General features: G+C 63.8%; 19 protein-coding genes and 3 tRNA genes. 3 read left to right on the plus strand and 19 right to left on the minus strand.

Going from position 1 to position 18774, the window contains the following annotated elements; genetic code table 11:
- Positions 1–3 precede the first annotated feature (3 nt).
- Genes ccmI through ccmA form a run of 9 tightly spaced genes read right to left on the minus strand, consistent with a single transcriptional unit; the run spans position 4 to position 6989 of the window.
- A complete protein-coding gene (gene ccmI / locus BM194_RS07080; RefSeq protein WP_092845180.1) occupies positions 4–1242 on the minus strand; it encodes a c-type cytochrome biogenesis protein CcmI in 1239 nt (412 codons plus the stop codon).
- On the minus strand, positions 1239–1727 hold the full coding sequence (locus BM194_RS07085) for a cytochrome c-type biogenesis protein (protein WP_244890900.1): 489 nt from the start codon (positions 1725–1727) through the stop codon (positions 1239–1241). Before BM194_RS07085 ends, ccmI begins: the two co-directional genes overlap by 4 nt.
- Complete coding sequence (locus BM194_RS07090; protein WP_092845182.1) at positions 1712–2245, minus strand: DsbE family thiol:disulfide interchange protein; 534 nt, start codon at positions 2243–2245, stop codon at positions 1712–1714. Before BM194_RS07090 ends, BM194_RS07085 begins: the two co-directional genes overlap by 16 nt.
- The gene (locus BM194_RS07095; RefSeq protein ID WP_092845184.1) at positions 2242–4227 is read right to left on the minus strand and encodes a heme lyase CcmF/NrfE family subunit; all 1986 of its coding nucleotides are present in this window, start codon (positions 4225–4227) and stop codon (positions 2242–2244) included. Before BM194_RS07095 ends, BM194_RS07090 begins: the two co-directional genes overlap by 4 nt.
- Positions 4228–4241: 14 nt before the next feature.
- Complete coding sequence (gene ccmE, locus BM194_RS07100; RefSeq protein ID WP_092845186.1) at positions 4242–4688, minus strand: cytochrome c maturation protein CcmE; 447 nt, start codon at positions 4686–4688, stop codon at positions 4242–4244.
- Positions 4678–4878 carry a heme exporter protein CcmD gene (ccmD, locus tag BM194_RS07105; RefSeq protein WP_092845188.1) on the minus strand — a complete coding sequence of 67 codons (201 nt, stop codon included), beginning with the start codon at positions 4876–4878 and terminating at the stop codon, positions 4678–4680. The genes ccmE and ccmD overlap by 11 nt, the downstream gene beginning before the upstream one ends.
- The gene (locus BM194_RS07110; protein WP_092845190.1) at positions 4878–5630 is read right to left on the minus strand and encodes a heme ABC transporter permease; all 753 of its coding nucleotides are present in this window, start codon (positions 5628–5630) and stop codon (positions 4878–4880) included. Before BM194_RS07110 ends, ccmD begins: the two co-directional genes overlap by 1 nt.
- A 9-nt stretch (positions 5631–5639) precedes the next feature.
- Positions 5640–6338, minus strand: a complete 699-nt coding sequence (gene ccmB / locus BM194_RS07115; RefSeq protein ID WP_243836133.1) for a heme exporter protein CcmB — start codon at positions 6336–6338, stop codon at positions 5640–5642.
- Between the two features lie 24 nt (positions 6339–6362).
- Entirely contained in the window at positions 6363–6989 is a 627-nt protein-coding gene (ccmA, locus tag BM194_RS07120; RefSeq protein ID WP_092845194.1) for a cytochrome c biogenesis heme-transporting ATPase CcmA, read from the minus strand.
- A 270-nt stretch (positions 6990–7259) separates the two neighbouring features.
- Between ccmA and BM194_RS07125 the strand changes: the two genes are divergently transcribed.
- Both BM194_RS07125 and BM194_RS07130 read left to right on the plus strand, forming a co-directional pair.
- Positions 7260–7733 (plus strand): LexA family protein, encoded by a 474-nt coding sequence (locus tag BM194_RS07125; protein WP_092845196.1) that lies wholly within the window; start codon positions 7260–7262, stop codon positions 7731–7733.
- Positions 7733–8347: an IMPACT family protein gene (locus tag BM194_RS07130; RefSeq protein ID WP_092845198.1), complete on the plus strand. Its 615-nt coding sequence runs from the start codon at positions 7733–7735 to the stop codon at positions 8345–8347. Before BM194_RS07125 ends, BM194_RS07130 begins: the two co-directional genes overlap by 1 nt.
- Before the next feature lie 37 nt (positions 8348–8384).
- Here the strand turns inward: BM194_RS07130 and BM194_RS07135 are convergent, their stop codons facing one another.
- The 3 genes from BM194_RS07135 to BM194_RS07145 form a co-directional block, all read right to left on the minus strand.
- The gene (locus tag BM194_RS07135) at positions 8385–9707 is read right to left on the minus strand and encodes a sodium ion-translocating decarboxylase subunit beta (protein WP_092845200.1); all 1323 of its coding nucleotides are present in this window, start codon (positions 9705–9707) and stop codon (positions 8385–8387) included.
- Between the two features lie 12 nt (positions 9708–9719).
- Positions 9720–11546 (minus strand): sodium-extruding oxaloacetate decarboxylase subunit alpha, encoded by a 1827-nt coding sequence (oadA, locus tag BM194_RS07140; protein ID WP_092845202.1) that lies wholly within the window; start codon positions 11544–11546, stop codon positions 9720–9722.
- 80 nt (positions 11547–11626) lie between these two features.
- Positions 11627–11875: an OadG family protein gene (locus tag BM194_RS07145; protein WP_092845204.1), complete on the minus strand. Its 249-nt coding sequence runs from the start codon at positions 11873–11875 to the stop codon at positions 11627–11629.
- Between the two features lie 161 nt (positions 11876–12036).
- Between BM194_RS07145 and BM194_RS07150 the strand changes: the two genes are divergently transcribed.
- Entirely contained in the window at positions 12037–13029 is a 993-nt protein-coding gene (locus BM194_RS07150) for a tRNA-dihydrouridine synthase (RefSeq protein WP_244890912.1), read from the plus strand.
- A 148-nt stretch (positions 13030–13177) separates the two neighbouring features.
- Here the strand turns inward: BM194_RS07150 and BM194_RS07155 are convergent.
- From BM194_RS07155 to BM194_RS07185, 7 genes are all read right to left on the minus strand, one after another.
- A tRNA-Arg gene (locus BM194_RS07155) sits at positions 13178–13254 on the minus strand.
- A 76-nt stretch (positions 13255–13330) separates the two neighbouring features.
- Positions 13331–13407: transfer RNA gene (locus tag BM194_RS07160), tRNA-Arg, on the minus strand.
- 61 nt (positions 13408–13468) lie between these two features.
- Positions 13469–13561, minus strand: a tRNA-Ser gene (locus tag BM194_RS07165).
- A gap of 179 nt (positions 13562–13740) precedes the next feature.
- Entirely contained in the window at positions 13741–13938 is a 198-nt protein-coding gene (gene csrA / locus BM194_RS07170) for a carbon storage regulator CsrA (protein ID WP_092845206.1), read from the minus strand.
- A 203-nt stretch (positions 13939–14141) separates the two neighbouring features.
- The gene (locus tag BM194_RS07175; protein WP_092845208.1) at positions 14142–15392 is read right to left on the minus strand and encodes an aspartate kinase; all 1251 of its coding nucleotides are present in this window, start codon (positions 15390–15392) and stop codon (positions 14142–14144) included.
- Positions 15393–15511: 119 nt separating this feature from the next.
- The gene (alaS, locus tag BM194_RS07180) at positions 15512–18115 is read right to left on the minus strand and encodes an alanine--tRNA ligase (protein WP_092845210.1); all 2604 of its coding nucleotides are present in this window, start codon (positions 18113–18115) and stop codon (positions 15512–15514) included.
- Positions 18116–18289: 174 nt separating this feature from the next.
- The gene (locus tag BM194_RS07185) at positions 18290–18769 is read right to left on the minus strand and encodes a regulatory protein RecX (RefSeq protein WP_092845212.1); all 480 of its coding nucleotides are present in this window, start codon (positions 18767–18769) and stop codon (positions 18290–18292) included.
- Positions 18770–18774 lie beyond the last annotated feature (5 nt).

Consider the following 18774-nt stretch of genomic DNA (forward strand, 5'->3'; position numbering starts at 1 on the left):
CGCTCAGTCCACGATACCGTCGATGACGACGTTCACCGGGCCCTGGACGTCGCCCAGCGTCACCGGTCCGGCCCGGCCGACCAAGTCGCCGGGCTGCGGCATGGCCTGACCCGAGGACGAGATACGCACGGTCAGGTTGACCTCGTCGACCTTGGACAGCGATGCCATGGGTGCCATGGCATCGCTGTCATCGAGGGTCACCTCGAACGGCAGGTCGGAGACTGTGGCACGCTCGATGGCCAGAGGCGGCAATTCCCCCTTCACGTCACGTGCCACCACGAATACCGTGTCGCCCTCACTGACCTGGGAGCGCAGACGCTCGGCCAGGCTGACACTGACATTCAGCGATGGTCCTTCGTTGCCAGATCCTGCCTCTTCGGGCTCGATTCCCAGGCGCTGCTGGGCGGCGGCAATGCCATTGCGCAGGGCCTCGGCAGAGTCGGGATTGTTCATGCCGGCGATGGCTCTGCGCCAGTAGTCGATGGCCTCCTCGTAGCGGCCATGATCGAAGGCCTCGAGCCCCAGCATACTGAGTACCGTGGGCTGACGCGGGTCCTGTTCCAGCACCTCATCGACCAGCATCTGGACGTCGTCGGTCAAGGTGCGATTGGCAACGAAGAACTCCATCTGCGCCAGTTGTGCCAGCAGGTTGACCTGGCGACCTTCCAGCTCGATCAGTTGCTCGAGGGCGGCAATGGCTTTCTCGAACTGACCACTGTCGCGATAGAGCGGAAACAATGACAGCCAGACCTTGGGATTGCCGGGCTGGCGTTCGGCCTGCTCTTCGAAGCGCTCGATCAGCATCGGCAGCGAACCATCGGGCGAATTGGCGACCTCCTGGCGCGCGGCGAACAGCGCCAGATCGCCTTCGGCGCCCTCCCGCTGATACCAGACGAGACTGGTCACCACCAGGGCCACCAACAGCATCGGCACCAGAATGCGTCCCGCCCGCGGCGACTTGAGGGGCGAGTGACGGCGGGCTTCGGTATCCTCGAGCAGGCTACGATCAAGTTCCAGGCGGCTCTCCTCGAAGCGCGTTGCATCGATCTCGCCGCGCTCGCGTGCGGCTTCCAGCGACGCCAGGCGACGCCGATAGACCGCCACGTTCTGCGCCTCGTCACGCTGTTCGGTCTCATAGGCCTGCTGGGCATCATGTACTTCGGCAGCACGCCGCAGCGGCAGCACGACCAGCCACAGGGCTGGCAGCAGCAGCAGCCCCAGCGCGATCCACAGCAGGTTCATCGTGTCCTCTCTCGATTGATCAGTGCCTCCAGCCGCTGGCGCTCCTCGGCACTCAGCGCGCGGTTCGAGGCGTTGCGCCGCGCTCGTACGATCAGGGCAATGACGACTGCCCCGAGCACCACCAGCGCGGCCGGCAGCCCCCACAGCAGCCAGGTACGATCGGTCAGGCGCGGATTGTAGAGTACATACTCGCCGAAGCGGTCGATCATGTAATCCTGGATCTCGCGATCGGAACGGCCTTCCTCGAGCAGCAGGGCGACACGCTCGCGCATGTCACCGGCAATCGGCGAGTCGGAGTCGCCAATGGCCTGGTTGGCACACTTGGGACAGCGCAGCGAGGCGGCCAAGGAATCGTAGCGCTGCTGAAGGACCGGATCATCGAACTGGCGAACCTCGATGGCCGCCGTCACCGCTCCAGCGACGAGCAGGGATAGCGCCAGCAGGGCAACCTTGGCCAATCGCGCCCATATCATTCGCTGCGCCATTTCTTCACCTCCGGCAAAATGGTGCGTTCGACATCCTCGGGCGTGATGTACCCGGTGTGGTGGTAACGAATGATGCCCTCGGCATCGACGAGGAAGGTTTCCGGTGCGCCGTAGACGCCGAGATCAAAGCCCAGGCTGCCTTCGGGATCGAAGACATTGACCTCGAAGGGGTTGCCGAATTCCTCGAGGAAGGCCTGGCCCTTGGCCCGCGTATCCTTGTAGTCGACGCCCACCAGACGTACGCCACGCTCGGCCAGTTCCAGCAACTGAGGCATCTCCTGCTTGCAGGTCGGGCACCATTCGCCCCAGACGTTGACCAGCGTGACCTGGCCGGTCAACAGCGACTCATCCACCGTGGCGTCGGGGTCTTCCAGCGTGCTCAGCTGGAAGGCGGGAAACTCCCGGGCCAGCAATGCCGAGTCGCGGGCGCTGGGATTCAGCGATAGCCCTTGGTAGAGAAACACGGCCAGGATGGCGAAGATCGCCAGGGGAATCAGCAGCAACAGCCGACGCTTCATGCTTGCGCCTCCTCGAACCGCGCCTGCGCGGCAGTTTCGCGCACCCGGCGGTAACGGCGATCGACGACGGCCACGATCCCGCCCAGGGCCATCAGCAGCCCACCGAGCCACAACCAGCGCACGAACGGCTTGTACTGGATACGCAGTGCCCAGGCGCCATCGCCGAGGTCTTCACCCATGGCCACGTACAGGTCACGCAGCAGGCCAGGGCGCAGCGCGACGTCGGTCATCGGCATGCCCCGGGCAAGGTACAGGCGTTTCTCTGGGTGCATGGTGAAAGCATGCTCCCCCGCCTGGCTGACCGCGATAGTGGCAGTATCGGCGATGAAGTTGGGCCCGCGTCGCTCGCGCAGTTCCTGCATGGTAAAGGTGTAACCTGCGACCTCGACGCTGTCGCCCGGGGCCATGCGCACGTTGCGCTCCACGTTGTAATGCGACACGACGGTGACACCGACGATGGTCACCGCCAGCCCCAGGTGGCCGAGCCACATGCCCCAGTAGGCCGGGGTCAGACGTCGCAGACCTGCGCCCGGGGACGAGGCGTTGCGCAGTTTGTCGGTCAAATCGCGCATCAGTGAGAGCACCAGCCACAATGCCGTGGCCAGGCCCAACGATACCCACAGGTTCCACTCGCCGGTGTAGAGCAGCGGCAGCACGGCGGCCAGCACCAGTGCGCCCAGGCCGGCCCAGACCAGGCGTCGGAACAGCTCGCGCCCGGGCATGCGCTTCCAGCGCGCTACCGGTCCGAGCCCCATGACGATGCACAGCAGTACGGTAAGCGGTACGAACAGCGTGTTGAAATACGGCGGTCCGACACTGATCTTGCCCATGCCCAGCGCATCGAGCAGCAGCGGATAGACGGTGCCCAGCAGCACGGTCACGGTCATGATGACCAGCAGAATATTGTTGGCCAGCAGCAGTGCATCGCGAGACAGCCAACTGAAACCGACAATGTGACTGACCCGTGGCGCCCGCAGGGCGAATATCAGCAGCGACAGCCCCACGGTCAGGCCCAGCAGCACCAGGATGAAGGTGCCGCGTGCCGGGTCGTTGGCAAAGGCATGCACCGAGGTCAATACGCCGGAGCGCACCAGGAAGGTGCCAAGCAGGGACAGCGAGAAGGTGATGATGGCCAGCAGCACCGTCCAGCTCTTGAAGCTGCCGCGCTTTTCGGTCACCGCCAAGGAATGCATCAGCGCGGTACCGGCCAGCCAGGGCAACAGCGAGGCATTCTCGACGGGATCCCAGAACCACCAACCGCCCCAACCCAACTCGTAATAGGCCCACCAGCTACCTAGCGCAATGCCTACGGTCAGGAAGGCCCAGGCGATATTGGTCCAGGGACGCGCCCAGCGTGTCCAGGCGGCATCCAGGCGCCCACCGAGCAGCGCGGCAATGGCGAAGGCGAACACTACCGAGAAGCCGACGTAGCCCATGTAGAGCATCGGCGGGTGAATGATCAGACCGAAGTCCTGCAACAGCGGGTTGAGATCGGCGCCGTCCTGGGGAACATCGGGCAGCAGGCGCTCGAAGGGATTCGAAGTGATCAGAATGAACAGGATGAAGCCGACACTGACCCAGCCCATCACGCCCAGCACCCGAGCCAGCATGTCCCGGGGCAACTGCGCCGAGAAGCGACTGACGGCAAAGCCCCAGCCGCCCATCAGCAGGCTCCACAACAGCACCGAGCCTTCGTGGCTGCCCCACACGGCACTGAATTTGTAGTACCACGGCAACATCGAGTTGGAATTATTGGCAACGTAGGCCACGCTGAAATCGTCGATCATGAAGCTGGCGGTCAGGCACAGGTAGGCCAACAGCAGGAACAGGAACTGGCCGCTGGCCATGGGACGCGCGAAGGCCATCCACAGCGGACGCCGTGTCGCTGCGCCGGCCAGCGGCACCGTGGCCTGCAGCGTCGCCATGAGCAGTGCCAGAATCAACGCAAAGTGGCCGATTTCAGGAATGATCTTGTCCAGCATGGAGTCGCCTCTGCCTACTCGTCGATGGTCCCGGTGGGCATCTTGCCCTTCAGGGCCTCGGCCACCTCGGGTGGCATGTAATTCTCGTCGTGCTTGGCAAGCACCTGATCGGCCCGCAACAGCCCGCTGCCATTCAGTTCGCCGACCACCACCACCCCCTGCCCCTCGCGGAACAGGTCGGGCAGGATCCCGCTGTAGCGCACTTCCAGATCACTCTCGTAATCGGTCACCACGAAAGACACGTCGAGGCTTTCACTGTCGCGATGCACGCTGCCGGCCTTGACCATGCCGCCAGCACGGATCTGGCGATCCTGCGGGGCCTCACCGCTGGCGATCTGCGCCGGGCTGAAGAAGAGGTTGATGTTGCTGCTCAACGAATACAAGGTCAGCCCCACGGCGATCGCCGCCAGGACCACCAGGCCGAGGATCAGGTAGAGTCTTTGCTTGCGTTTAGCGTTCATCGGTCTCTCTTTCGCTCAGGTTGCGCTCCCTGCGATTGCGCCGCTGCAGTTCACGGATCAGCTGGCGTCGTTCGGCACGGGCATGTGCCACGCTGACGATCAGCAGGGCCGCGGCCACCCCCCAGGCGGACCACACGTACGGGGCATGCCCGCCCATGGCAAGCAAGGCAGTCAGCGACTCGAAAGCCATCAACGGCGTCCTCCGGCATGGCCATCGGCCAGGTCGCGCACCCAGCGCTTGGCCGATTCCCGACGCAGTATCTCGCTACGCGTGCGAGTCAGTGTCAGGGCGATGAAGAAGCAATAGAAACCCAGCACCATGACCAGCAGCGGCAGCCACATGTCGGCCGGCATTGCCGGGCGTTCGGTCAGGGTGAAGGTCGCCGGTTGGTGCAGCGTATTCCACCATTCCACCGAATACTTGATGATCGGGATGTTGACGACCCCGACCAAGGCCAGCACCGAGGCCGCCTTGGCACCGCTGTCGCGGCTGGCAAAGGCGCCGCGCAGGGCGATGACGCCGAAGTAGAGAAACAGCTGGATCAGCATCGAAGTCAGTCGGGCGTCCCACACCCACCATGTTCCCCAGGTCGGCACGCCCCACACCGCGCCTGAAAACAGCGCCACGAAGGTCATGGCCGCACCGAACGGGGCAATCACTGCGGCCGCCATGTCGGCGAGCTTGATCTTCCAGATCAGATAGATGCCGCCAGCAACAGCCAGCGCAGCGAAGCATGACTGGGCGAGGATCGCCGCCGGTACATGGACGTAGATGATCCGGAAACTATTGCCCTGCTGGTAGTCGGACGGCGCGAATGCCAGCCCCCAGACCGAGCCCACCACCAGCAGCACTGCCGCGGCGGCCCAGAACCAGGGCGTCAGACGTGCACTGATGGCATAGAACCACTTGGGTGACCCCAGCTTGTGTATGAAGGCCCACATGCCGTTACCTCAACCGTTGATACTGATCCGCAACGCAGCGGCAATGGCCCAGGGCGCCAGCATCAGGGCCATTGCCAGCAAGGCCCCGAGCAGCGCCAGATGCGGTGCGGCGCTGGCCCCCAGCACCGCCGCCTGCACTGCGCCGGCCCCGAAGATGAGAATCGGGATGTACAGCGGCAGGACCAGCAGCGACAGCAATACGCCGCCCCGCGCCAGCCCCACCGTCAATGCTGCACCGATGGCCCCGATCAGGCTCAGCGATGCGCTGCCCAGCGCCAGCGACAGGGCCAGCACGGCATAGCTCTCGACCGGCAACGCCAGCATGATGCCCAGCAACGGCGCCATCACCGCAAGCGGCAAACCGGTCAACAGCCAGTGCACCAGCACCTTGGACAGTACCAGCGCCGGCAGCGGCTGGGGAGCGAGCAGCAACTGCTCCAGACTACCGTCGTCGAAATCGCTGCGGAACAGGACGTCGAGTGACAACTGCGTAGCCAACAGCGCGGCCACCCACAATAGCCCCGGCGCGATCTCGGCCAGAAGTGCCGTATCGGGCGAGATGCCCAGAGGAAACAGCGTGATGACCAGGGCAAAGAACACCAGGGGATTGATCACCTCGCCGCGTCGACGCAGCATCAGCGTCAGGTCGCGCTTGATCGTCGCTCTTACTGCGACTGCCAGACCGGTCCTGGGTTCAACGACTTGCATGCTCTCTTCCGCCGACTCGGCCATTCAGGATACGCCCAGCGCCACACGACGCAATGCCGCCATGGGCGCCAACTCGTGATGCGTGGTGAGGATCACGCTGCCACCCCGAACGACATGGGCCTGCAGTCGCGTCTCGAGTGCGGCCACGCCCTGCCGGTCGATGGCGGTAAAGGGTTCGTCGAGCACCCACAGCGGGCGCGGCGAAAGCAGCATGCGCGCCAGCGCCACCCGGCGTTGTTGCCCAGCGGACAACTGGCCCACGGGCACGTCCTCGAAGCCGCACAGCCCAATCTCGTCCAGTGCCGTCATGCGTGCCGACTCACTGCCCCGCTCGCCGTTCAGGGCCTGATACCAGGCAAGGTTCTCCAACGGACTCAAGGCCGCCTTGACGCCGGGCGCATGGCCCAGATAAAGCAGATTGGCGAGAAAGGTCGTCCGGCTGCGCCGCATCGGTTGCCCGCCCCAGCGCAGTTCACCGTCGTGTTCGGTGAGCTGCCCGGACAAGATCTTGAGCAGGGTCGTCTTGCCACTGCCATTGGGCCCCTCGACACGCAGCATTTCACCCGGCCCCACTGTCAGGTCGAGATTCGCGAACAGCCAGCGGTCGTCGCGCTCGCAGCCCAGGCCGCGCCCTTCGAGGCGGAATGTCACACGCTACTCCCACCATTTCACGATTCGCTCGGCACTTTACACGCAAAGCCCATGAGCGACCAGCCACGTTACTGCGTCAGCCGGTCGCAGACGTTGAACGCATGCCCCACCCTCGACCTGAGTCACATTTGCCCGACCCGTCACGCTTGCTATGATGCTGGCTTCATCGTCAGGAATCGCTTCAAGGATCGATGCTCGTGGTGGCAGCAGGCCCGCACAGGACACCGCTACTTCCGACCCACCCGGCGCGGTTCCCAAGGGGAGAAGGTCATGCCGCAAACGACTCCGCACTACCTGCATCGTCTGCCCAACCTGCCGCTGATCGATGGCGCCTGGGAAGAGATCGACGCCACGGATCTCGTCGAGATTCCCTTGCTGGGCCTGGTCACCGCCGGCCTGCCGATCGAGGCCTGTCCAGACGAAAGCAGCGTCAGGATTCCCTCGCGCATGGTGCGGCGCAACACCTACGCCCTGCGGGTGCGTGGCAACTCGATGATCGACTGCAATATCCATGATGGCGACGTGATCATCATCGAACGCTACGAGTCGGCCGAGAACGGCGAGACAGCCGTGGTAATGATCAACAATCAGGAAGTCACGCTGAAGAAGCTCTACATCGACAAGTCGGGCGTGCGCCTGCAACCGGCCAACGACACCATGGAGCCGATCTACCTGAAGAACGACGACGTTCAGGTGCTGGGGCTGGTGATGGGCGTCATGCGCCAACCCAGCGTTGCCGCCTGATGTCCTATCCCATCCCGCGCCTTGAGGAAGGCGAGCTTCACGTCGCCGACATCGAGATCGAGCGCAGCCGTTTCATCGCCTGGGTGTGCCATGCGCCGGAGACGGCGCATTTCGAGACTCTGCTGGAACGAGCCAGGTCGACCTATCCGGATGCCAGTCACCATTGCAGCGCCTTCGTGGCCGGCCCGCCCGGCGAGCAGACCGCCATCGGCTTCTCCGATGACGGCGAGCCCGGCGGCACTGCCGGCCGGCCAATGTTTCAGGTGCTCGACGGCGCGGCCATCGGCCAGATCGGCTGTGTGGTGACGCGCTATTTCGGCGGCACCAAGCTGGGTACCGGCGGATTGGTACGCGCCTATTCCCAGGCCGTGCAGAAAGCCCTCGAGACCTTGCCGCTGACCGAATACACCGAGCGTCGCCCGGTCAGGCTGCACCTCGACTTCGCCGGCGAGGCAGAAGCCCGCCACTGGCTCGCCGGCCAGGCCATCCCCGTCGACGCCGCCGATTACGACGGCAGCGGCGTCACCCTCACCGTCGGCTGGCCAAGCGACGAGCCGGTCGACCTCACCCCGCTCGAAGCCCGGCTCAAGGGCAATATCGCCCGCCTCGGCTGATACCCTGCAAGGCACGCCCTGCCACGGCCATCACTCGTCATCCCAGGTACTTGATCATGACGCCGGCCGCCACGGCCGAGCCGATGACCCCCGCCACGTTCGGCCCCATGGCATGCATCAGCAGGAAGTTGTGCGGGTGGTATTCCAGGCCGATCTTGTTGGAGACACGTGCCGCCATGGGCACGGCCGAGACCCCGGCCGAGCCGATCAGCGGATTGATCGGCATCTTGCTCACGCGGTTCATCAGCTTGGCCATCAGCACGCCACAGGCCGTCCCGATGCCGAAGGCGACGATACCCAGGCCGAGGATGCCCAGCGTCTCGATGGCCAGGAAACGATCCGCCATCAGCTTGGAGCCCACCGACAGGCCGAGGAAGATGGTCACGATGTTGATCAGCGCATTCTGGGCGGTGTCGGACAGCCGCTCGACCACGCCGCATTCGCGCATCAGGTTGCCGAAGCAGAACATCCCCAGCAGCGGCGCGGCATCGGGCAGGAACAGCACGACCAGGATCAGCAGCACCAGCGGAAAGCAGATCTTCTCGACCTTGGAGACCGGGCGCAGCTGCTTCATGACGATACGCCGCTCATCGTCGTTGGTCAGGGCACGCATGATCGGTGGCTGGATCAACGGCACCAGCGCCATGTAGGAGTACGACGCCACCGCGATCGCCCCGAGCAGCTCCGGTGCCAGCAGGCTGGAGACATAGATCGAGGTCGGCCCGTCGGCACCGCCGATGATGCCGATGGCCGCCGCCTGGGACAGCGTGAAGTCCATCCAGCCCAGGGCCGTGAAGCCCACCGCCCCGAGCAGGGTGGCAAAGATGCCGAACTGCGCGGCGGCACCCAGGAACAGGGTACGCGGATTGGCCAGCAGCGGACCGAAATCGGTCATCGCCCCGACGCCCATGAAGATCACCAGCGGCGCGATGCCCGAGGCGATGGCCACACTGTAGAAGTTGTACAGCATGCCATGGGTAAACCCGGCATCCATGGCCACGTCGTTGGCGGCGCGGATCAGTGCCGGCGAGGTGTCGCCATGCAGTACTTCACCGATCTGGTGACGCCAGGCCTCGAGGCCCGCCGTGGCATCAAGCCCCATCTCGAGCGCGGCCGCGAGCTGTTCGAGCACGGCGGGGCGCCCCAGGTGGGCGGCCTGTTCGGCGGCCGAGAGCGCCAGCCCGGCTTCGGGAATGTTGGCGAGAATGCCACCGAAGCCGATCGGCACCAGCAGCAGCGGTTCGAACTTCTTGTTGATGGCCAGGAACAGCAGCAACAGACCGACGACGATCATCACCGCCTGGCCGATACTGAGGTTGTAGAGCCCCGAGCCGTACCAGAGTGTCAGCAGTTTATCCATGTAGCGGCGTCCTCAAAGCACGATCAGCGTATCGCCCACGGATACACTGTCGCCTTCCTTGACCTTGACCTCGGACACCGTGCCGGCGGCACTGGCACGCACTTCGGTTTCCATCTTCATGGCCTCGAGGATGATCACCACATCGCCTTCGGCGACGCTGTCACCCGGCGTGACGTTGACCTTGAAGATGTTGCCGGCCAGCGGCGCGGTCACCGTCTCGCCAGACGACGGTGCCGAGCCCTCGTCGCGGGAGACCGCCGAGGTCTGGCTGGCGGACTCGCCGCTGGCCTGGACCTGGCTGATGTCGCCGCCTTCCACCACTTCGACCACGTACGCCTTGCCGTTGACGGTGACGGTGTAGGTTTCCAGCCCATGCGCCGGCTCGGCCGGGGCGGTCGAGCGAGCCGATGGCTGCGCGGCGGCCTGCGTGTCGGGCGCCTGGGGCGCCGGCTCGAAGGCCTCGGGATTGTCACGGTTCTTGAGGAACTTGAGCCCGATCTGCGGAAACAGGGCATAGGTGAGCACGTCATCGATCTCGCGTTCGCCCGCTTCCAGGCGGATGCCTTCGTCGCGCGCCTTGCCGCGCAACTCGTCCTGCAGGCGCTCCAGTTCAGGAGACAGGTTGTCCGCCGGGCGCACGGTAATCGGCTCGCCCCCCTCCAGCACACGCTGCTGGAGGTCCTTGTTGAAGGGCGCCGGGGCGGCACCGTATTCGCCCTTGAGCAGTGCCTGGACCTCCTTGGAGATCGACTTGTAGCGCTCGCCCATCATCACGTTCATGACCGCCTGGGTGCCCACGATCTGCGATGTCGGGGTGACCAGCGGGATGTACCCCAGATCCTCGCGCACCTTGGGAATCTCGTTGAGCACGTCGTCGAGCTTGTCGCCGGCCCCCTGCTCCTTGAGCTGGTTTTCCATGTTGGTGAGCATGCCGCCCGGCACCTGGGCGAGCAGGATGCGCGAGTCGATGCCCTTGAGCGAGCCTTCGAAGGCCGCGTACTTCTTGCGCACCTCGCGGAAGTAAGCAGCGATGTCCTCGAGCAGCGCCAGGTCGAGCCCGGTATCGCGCTCGGTCTCCTTCATGATCGCCACCACCGACTCGGTGGGGCTGTGACCGTAGGTCATCGACATCGAGGAGATGGCAGTGTCGACGTTATCGATGCCCGCCTCCACGGCCTTGAGGATGGTCGCCGTGGACAGGCCGGTGGTGGCATGGCACTGCATGTGCACGGGAATCGACAACTGCTGCTTGAGGCGCGACACCAACTCGTAAGCGGTGTACGGTGTGAGCAGGCCGGCCATGTCCTTGATGGCGATGGAGTGCGCGCCCATCGCCTCGATGCGCCGGGCCAGCTCGACCCAGCCTTCGAGCGTGTGCACCGGGCTGACGGTGTAGGAAATGGTGCCCTGGGCATGACCTTCCTGCTTGATCACCGCCTGCAGCGCCCGCTCGAGGTTGCGCGGGTCGTTCATGGCATCGAAGACGCGGAACACATCGACGCCATTGGCGCGCGCACGCTCGACGAACTTGTCCACCACGTCATCGGCGTAATGACGATAGCCGAGCAGGTTCTGGCCTCGCAGCAGCATCTGCTGGCGTGTGTTGGGCATCGCCTCCTTGAGCGCCCGGATGCGGGCCCAGGGGTCCTCGCCCAGGTAACGGATGCAGGCATCGAAGGTCGCGCCTCCCCAGGACTCCACCGACCAGAAGCCGACCCGGTCGAGCTTCTCGGCGATAGGCAGCATGTCGTCCAGGCGCAGGCGCGTGGCGAACAGCGATTGGTGGGCATCGCGCAGCACCACGTCGGTAATGCCCAGCGCACGTCGGTTCTCGGTCATGGCTTTTAGTCCTTGTATCCCTTGAGAAGTGGCTCGGCGAGGATGCACCGCCTCGTCCGAGCGTGAATCCTTGACCTGACTCAGCGCCGGTGGCGCTTGCGGTAGCGATGCACCGCCACACTGATCGCTGCCAACACGTCGTCGTCCGCCCGTGCAGGAGGCGGTGCCTGGCGAGACGGCGCCTCCTTCACCGGTGCTGGCGCGAAACGCATCACCAGGCGGGACATGCCGCTGGTGGCAAACACCAGCAACGTCAGGAATACGAACACGAAGCCCATGCCGAAGGCCATCAGGCTCAGCCCTTCCTGTATCAGTTGCGCGTCACTCATGCCCCGCCCCTCCTGTCTGTCAGCAATCGGTCACCCTGTCTCACCGAACGTCTTGCGATTGCTACAATAACCTGCCTGAATTCACGGCGTTTGCAATCACACCATGGTTGGGTTGTCACGTGGTTAATTTACTACATCCTGGCCGAATCGGCCTGGCCCCCATGGAAGGGGCCATTGACGCGATCACTCGCGACCTGCTGACCTGTCACGAAGGCCTCGACTGGACCGTGACCGAATTCGTGCGCGTGGTCGATGCCCGGCTACCTCCGCGCGTGTTCTACAAGCACTGCCCAGAATTGCGTGAGCCGGTCGTTGCCACGCCCAGCGGCATTCCGGTACACCTGCAGTTGCTCGGCTCCGATCCGCAGGCGCTCGCCGCCAATGCCAGCCAGGCCATCCGCCTCGGTGCCATTGGGCTCGATCTCAACTTTGGCTGCCCGGCCAAGACGGTCAATCGCCATGACGGCGGCGCCTCGTTGTTGCGCGATCCTGAGCGCGTCTATCGCGCCGTGGCCGCGGTTGCCGATGCGGCTGCCGGCACCGTACCGGTCACCGCCAAGGTTCGCCTGGGTTTTGCCGACCGCCGCCTGGCGCTGGCCTGCGCCCAGGCCGCCGAGGCCGGGGGTGCCCATCACCTGGTCGTGCATGCCCGTACACGCAACGAGGGCTACCGACCGCCGGCCCACTGGGAATGGATCGCTCGCATCCGACACCGGCTCTCGATACCGGTCATTGCCAATGGCGATATCTGGACCCTGGAAGAATATTGGAAGGCACGCAGCCTGTCCGGCTGCGAGGATGTGATGCTGGGGCGCGGCATGCTGGCCGACCCCGACCTGGCCCGCCGTATCCGCCACTGGCAACGTACCGGAGAGCGCCTGCCCGAGACGCCCTGGTCACGTCGCGCCAGCGTGTTGACGACCTATGCGCGCCGCCAGCAGGCGCACCTGCCCGACAAGGTCATCGTCTCGCTGCTCAAGCAATGGCTGAACCAGATGCGAGCCAGGGATACCGAAGCGGCACAGCGCTTCGCCGCCCTGCGCCGCGAGACCCGCCTGGCACCGTTTCTGGCTGGCCTGCAGCCCTACGCTCCCGGACGGGCATCCCACGACGAGACCATAGAGGCCGTGCCTGACCGGGCGGCCCTGGCCTGAAAGAAAGAAAAAAGGCGCGCCCAAGGGCGCGCCCGAAACGACCGCCGAACCCATCGCCGACTGGCGGTGCGTTCGTTGCTGTCAAGGAAAACAAAAGCTGTCGTATTAAACAGAACACGCCCTCCACAAGGGAGGGCGTGTTGGAATCTGGCGCGCCCGGGAGGATTCGAACCTCCGACCACCTGATTCGTAGTCAGGTACTCTATCCAGCTGAGCTACGGGCGCATAACGATGTGTCTGTGGCGTGCTTCGTCTTTCGAAGCATGACAGAGTGCGTCGTAACCCTCTGTCATTAGCAAGATGGCGCGCCCGGGAGGATTCGAACCTCCGACCACCTGATTCGTAGTCAGGTACTCTATCCAGCTGAGCTACGGGCGCGTGACTTCATGGTCATCCCATGAACATCATTGCTATGTTGATGCCAATTCCAGTTACTGAATGGCGGAGAGAGAGGGATTCGAACCCTCGATAGGGCTATAAACCCTATACTCCCTTAGCAGGGGAGCGCCTTCAGCCACTCGGCCATCTCTCCCTCATCAACACGGCGCGTAGGTTACCGATTCTGCTGGCCGTTGTCCACCCTCAAGCAGGATTTTTCTGAAAGCGGTAATGACATCAGCCTGAATATTCGAGCTCCCCCGTTCCCGTTCGGTCGTCTAGCGGGGCCCTGGTACCTCTTGTTTTCTTGCTGTCACAACTCCCCGCTACACTTCAACGATTACCGCTATTGTCATCGTCATCGAATCGCTCGCGCTGTATGCGCTGATAGATTTCTTCACGATGTACCGCAACGTCCTTCGGCGCATTGACGCCGATACGCACCTGGTTGCCTTTCACACCTAGCACGGTGACGGTAATTTCGTCACCTATCATTAACGTTTCGCCAACACGGCGAGTCAGGATGAGCATGCTGATCTCCTTTCAGACGTCTTTCCAACGGGGTGCACTGCGCCTATTTGTCCCCGAGCCGGCACGATTATGCGACATGTGCGGCCCGGAGACCAATTTGCGGGCGTATGACACCTGATCGTTTCGTTGAATGAAAGAGCAATTAAACCCTTTCGGTATCCTTACACCCCCAGCGTAGAACGCATGTACAACTCTGCACCCCGTTACTCGCTTTCTACGCTGTCTTTGTCCAGGCCGAAGGCCTTGTGCAGGGCACGCACGGCCAGTTCCATCTGCTTCTCGTCGATCACCACGGAAATCTTGATTTCCGAGGTCGACACCATGCGGATGTTGATGTTTTCTTCAGCCAGAACACGGAACATCTTGGATGCCACCCCAGCATGGGAGCGCATGCCGACACCGACGAGAGACACCTTGGCGATATTGTCATCGCCACGCAGCTCACCACCCCCGAGATCGGGAATGACCTGATCCTTGAGGATCTTCATGGTCTGCTTGTAGTCGCCCTTGGCGACAGTAAAGGTAAAGTCGGTGTAGTCACCTGCCGGCGCCACGTTCTGGACGATCATGTCGACTTCGATGTTGGCGTCGGCGATCGGGCCCAGGATACGCGAAGCCACGCCCGGCACGTCCGGGGTGTTAAGCAGGGTCAGCTTGGCTTCGTTGGCAGTAAAGGCGATGCCGGAAATGAGCGGCTCTTCCATGGAATCCTCTTCTTCATCTGATTCAGCGACGATCAGGGTCCCCGGGCCATCCTCGAAGCTGGATAGCACGCGCAGGGGTACGTTGTACTTGCCGGCGAACTCGACGGCACGGATCTGCAGGACCTTGGAGCCCAGGCTGGCCAGCTCGAGCATCTCCTCGACAGTGATGGTCTCGAGACGCTGGGCCTTGGAACAGACGCGCGGGTCGGTGGTATAGACACCGTCGACATCGGTATAGATCTGGCATTCATCGGCCTTGAGCGCCGCGGCCAGCGCCACGCCGGTAGTGTCCGAACCGCCACGACCCAACGTGGTGATGTTGCCTTCCTCGTCGACCCCCTGGAAACCGGCCACGACGACGACCTTGCCTTCGTCGAGATCCTCGCGCAGCTCATCGGTCTCGATGCGCTGGATGCGCGCCTTGGTGTGCGCACTGTCGGTCTGGATGCCAACCTGCGCCCCGGTGTAGGAAGTCGCCGGCACGCCCAGCTTCTGCAGAGCCATGGCCAATAGCGAAATCGTCACCTGCTCACCGGTGGACACCAGCATGTCCATCTCGCGCGGCGTCGGCTCGTCATTGATCTGTCCAGCGAGTTCGATGAGACGGTTGGTCTCGCCGCTCATTGCCGAAACGACGACCACGACCTGGTGACCCTCGTCACGAAATCGCTTGACCTTGTCGGCCACGGCCTTGATGCGCTCTACCGAGCCCACCGAGGTGCCGCCGAATTTCTGTACGTATAGCGCCATAACATGCCTATCCGTGGTTCGTGAATGAAAACGTCGAAACCCGAACGTCTATTACAAAGCCCGAACGTCAAACACAAAGAAAGGGCCGAGGCGATTGCCAGCCGGCCCTTGACTCGATTCTAGCCCAGTTGCGACGAGACCCAACCAGGAACGCTGTCCAGCGCACCGGGCAAGGCGCCGCTGTCGCTGCCGCCCGCCTGGGCCATGTCAGCACGACCGCCCCCCTTGCCGCCGACCTGCGCCGCAACGTGATTGACCAGATCACCGGCGCGGATGCGTGAGGTCAAATCGTCGGTCACCCCGGCGATCAGGCTGACCTTGCTGCCCTCCGTCGCACCCAGCACCAGGATGCCGGAGCCCAGCTTGTTCTTGAGCTGGTCCATCAGGCCACGCAGTTCCTTGCCGGACACGCCCTCGACCTGCTTGGCCAGCACCTTGACCCCGGCGATGTCGCGGACGTCGGCCAGCATGTCATTGCCCGCCGCACTGGCCAGCTTGCCCTTGAGTCGTTCCAGCTCCTTCTCCAGCGTACGGTTGCGCTCGATCAGCGACTCGACACGCTCCTCGACCTGTTCGGGCTTGGCCTTGAGGCGCTCGCCGATGCGCACCAGGCTGGCTTCCTGATCGCGGAAATAATCGAGCGCCCCTTCGCCGGTCACCGCCTCGATGCGCCGCACGCCGGCAGCGATGCCGGTCTCAGCGAGGATGTGGAAGGCACCGATGTCGCCGCTGCGCATGACGTGGGTGCCGCCGCACAATTCGATGGAGAAACCATCGGCCCCGATCGTCAGTACGCGTACGTCGTCGCCGTACTTGGCCTCGAACAGGGCTGCCGCGCCCTTGGCCTTGGCCTCGTCGAGCGTCATGTGCTCGATGCACGTATCGGCGTTGGCCAGGACCTGCTGGTTGACGATGGCCTCGACTTCGGCCAGTTGTTCGCGGGTCATGGCCTCGAAGTGACTGAAGTCGAAGCGCAGGCGATCGGCGGTGACCAATGAGCCTTTCTGCTGGACATGCTCGCCAAGCACGCGCTTGAGCGCCTCGTGAAGCAGGTGGGTCGCCGAGTGGTTGCGCATGGTCGCGGCACGCAGGCTGGCGTCGACGCGCGGGCGCAACGTGGCGCCCACACTCAGGCGCCCCTGGACGACGACCCCATGGTGCAGATGGTGGCCGGATTGCTTCTGCGTATCGGTGACCTGGAAGCGCACCCCGTCAGCCTCGAGATAGCCGGTATCGCCGGCCTGACCGCCCGACTCACCGTAGAACGGGGTACGATCGAGCACCACCACGCCCTTGGCCCCCTCGTCGAGTTCGGCCAGGGCGTTGCCGCTCTCATCGATTAGCGCGGTGACACGGGACTCGTCCTCGAGCCGCTCGTAACCGGTAAATTCAGTCTTGCCTTCGACATCGACGCTGGCCGAGTAGTCGGCACCGAACTGGCTCGCGGCACGTGCGCGTTCGCGCTGGGCTTCGAGTTCGCGCTGGAAGCCCGTCTCATCCAGCGTCACGCCGCGCTCGCGGCAGATATCGGCCGTCAGGTCGTAGGGAAAGCCGTAGGTATCGTAGAGCTTGAAGACGGTCTCGCCGGGCAATGTGTCACCGTCCAGTTCGCCAAGCGCCGCTTCGAGCAGGCCCATGCCATGATCGAGCGTGCGTGCAAATTGCTCTTCTTCCTTGAGCAGGACCTTCTCGATCTGCGCACGCGCCTTGCGCAGCTCCGGGTAGGCCTCGCCCATCTCGGCATCCAGCGCCGCGACCAGCTTGTGGAAGAACGGCTCGCGAGCACCAAGCTTGTGTCCGTGACGGATGGCGCGGCGAATGATCCGGCGCAGTACGTAGCCGCGCCCTTCGTTGGATGGCAGTACGCCATCGGTGATCAGGAACGCGCAGGAACGGATATGGTCGGCGATAACACGCAGCGACGGCGTCGTGGTGTCCGCATGCCCGATGATCTCGGCAGCGGCCTCGAGCAGGCTCTGGAACAGGTCGATCTCGTAGTTGGAGTGCACGCCCTGCAGCACTGCAGCGACACGCTCCAGCCCCATGCCGGTATCGATGGACGGCTTGGGCAGCGGATTCAGGTTGCCCGCGGCATCGCGGTCGAACTGCATGAACACCAGGTTCCAGATCTCGATGTAGCGATCGCCATCCTCGTCCGGACTACCGGGAGGACCACCAAAGACGTCGGGGCCGTGATCGAAGAAGATCTCCGACGACGGACCGCAGGGACCGGTGTCGCCCATCTGCCAGAAGTTGTCCTCGTCGAGTCGCGAGAAGCGTTCGGGGTCGATACCGATCTCTTCCTTCCAGATCGTCTCGGCCTCGTCGTCACTGACATGCACCGTGACCCACAGCTTCTCGGCGGGCAGGCCCAGGCGCTCGGTAAGAAACGTCCAGGCAAAGCGGATCGCATCGCGCTTGAAGTAGTCGCCGAAGCTGAAGTTGCCCAGCATTTCGAAGAACGTGTGGTGACGTGCGGTATAACCGACGTTGTCGAGGTCGTTGTGCTTGCCGCCCGCGCGCACGCAGCGCTGCGCCGAGGTCGCACGCACGTAGGGACGCGGATCGCGCCCCAGGAAGACGTCCTTGAACGGCACCATGCCGGCATTGGTGAACAGCAGGGTTGGATCGTTGTCGGGCACCAGCGAGCTCGACGGTACGATGGTATGCCCCTGCTCTTCGAAGAAGCTCAAGAAGGCCTGTCTGATGTCTGCGCTTTTCATAGAAAACCCGTGAAAATGAGCGTTTGGGCGCTGCGGGCGAGCGGCCACTACCCAGAACCTGGGCAGCCGATGGCCTGGCGTTAACGAAAAGGCGCCACCCGGGGCCGTAACAAGGCGCATTAGTATAACGCACTTGTCAAGCGACTAAAGGGGCAATAAAGGGGAAGGAGGGAATCAGTCGCGATCCCAGGCATGCGCCAGCGCGTGGCGAACCTGGTCGAAGTCGAAGCCGCGCCCGGCAAGGAAGCGTTCCCGCCGGGCGCGTTCACGTGACCCCTCGCCGGGGCCGGAAAAACGCTTGGCCAAGGTCTCGCAGGCCAGCGCGAACCAATCCACCGCCTCACGGCACTCGGCCTCGGCGAAGGCCTGGCGGGCCTGCTCGGCGGCGATGCCTCGCTCGCCGAGTTCGGCACGAATCTTGATCGGCCCCTGCCCGCGGGCTACACGCGAACGCACGAAGATTTCGGCGAAACGCGCATCGCACTGCAGCCCCTCCTCGGCCAGCGAATCAAGGGCTTGCCCGATGGCTTGCGGTGCATGTCCCTTGGCGGCCAAGCGTCGCTCCAGCTCGGCGCGAGCATACTCACGTCGGGCCAGCAGACGGATGGCATCGTCGCGAGGCGAGTTTGCCTGGGGCGTGGCCGCGTCGGTCATGACGA

This window comes from Modicisalibacter xianhensis (genome assembly GCF_900113605.1).
Classification (GTDB): domain Bacteria; phylum Pseudomonadota; class Gammaproteobacteria; order Pseudomonadales; family Halomonadaceae; genus Modicisalibacter; species Modicisalibacter xianhensis.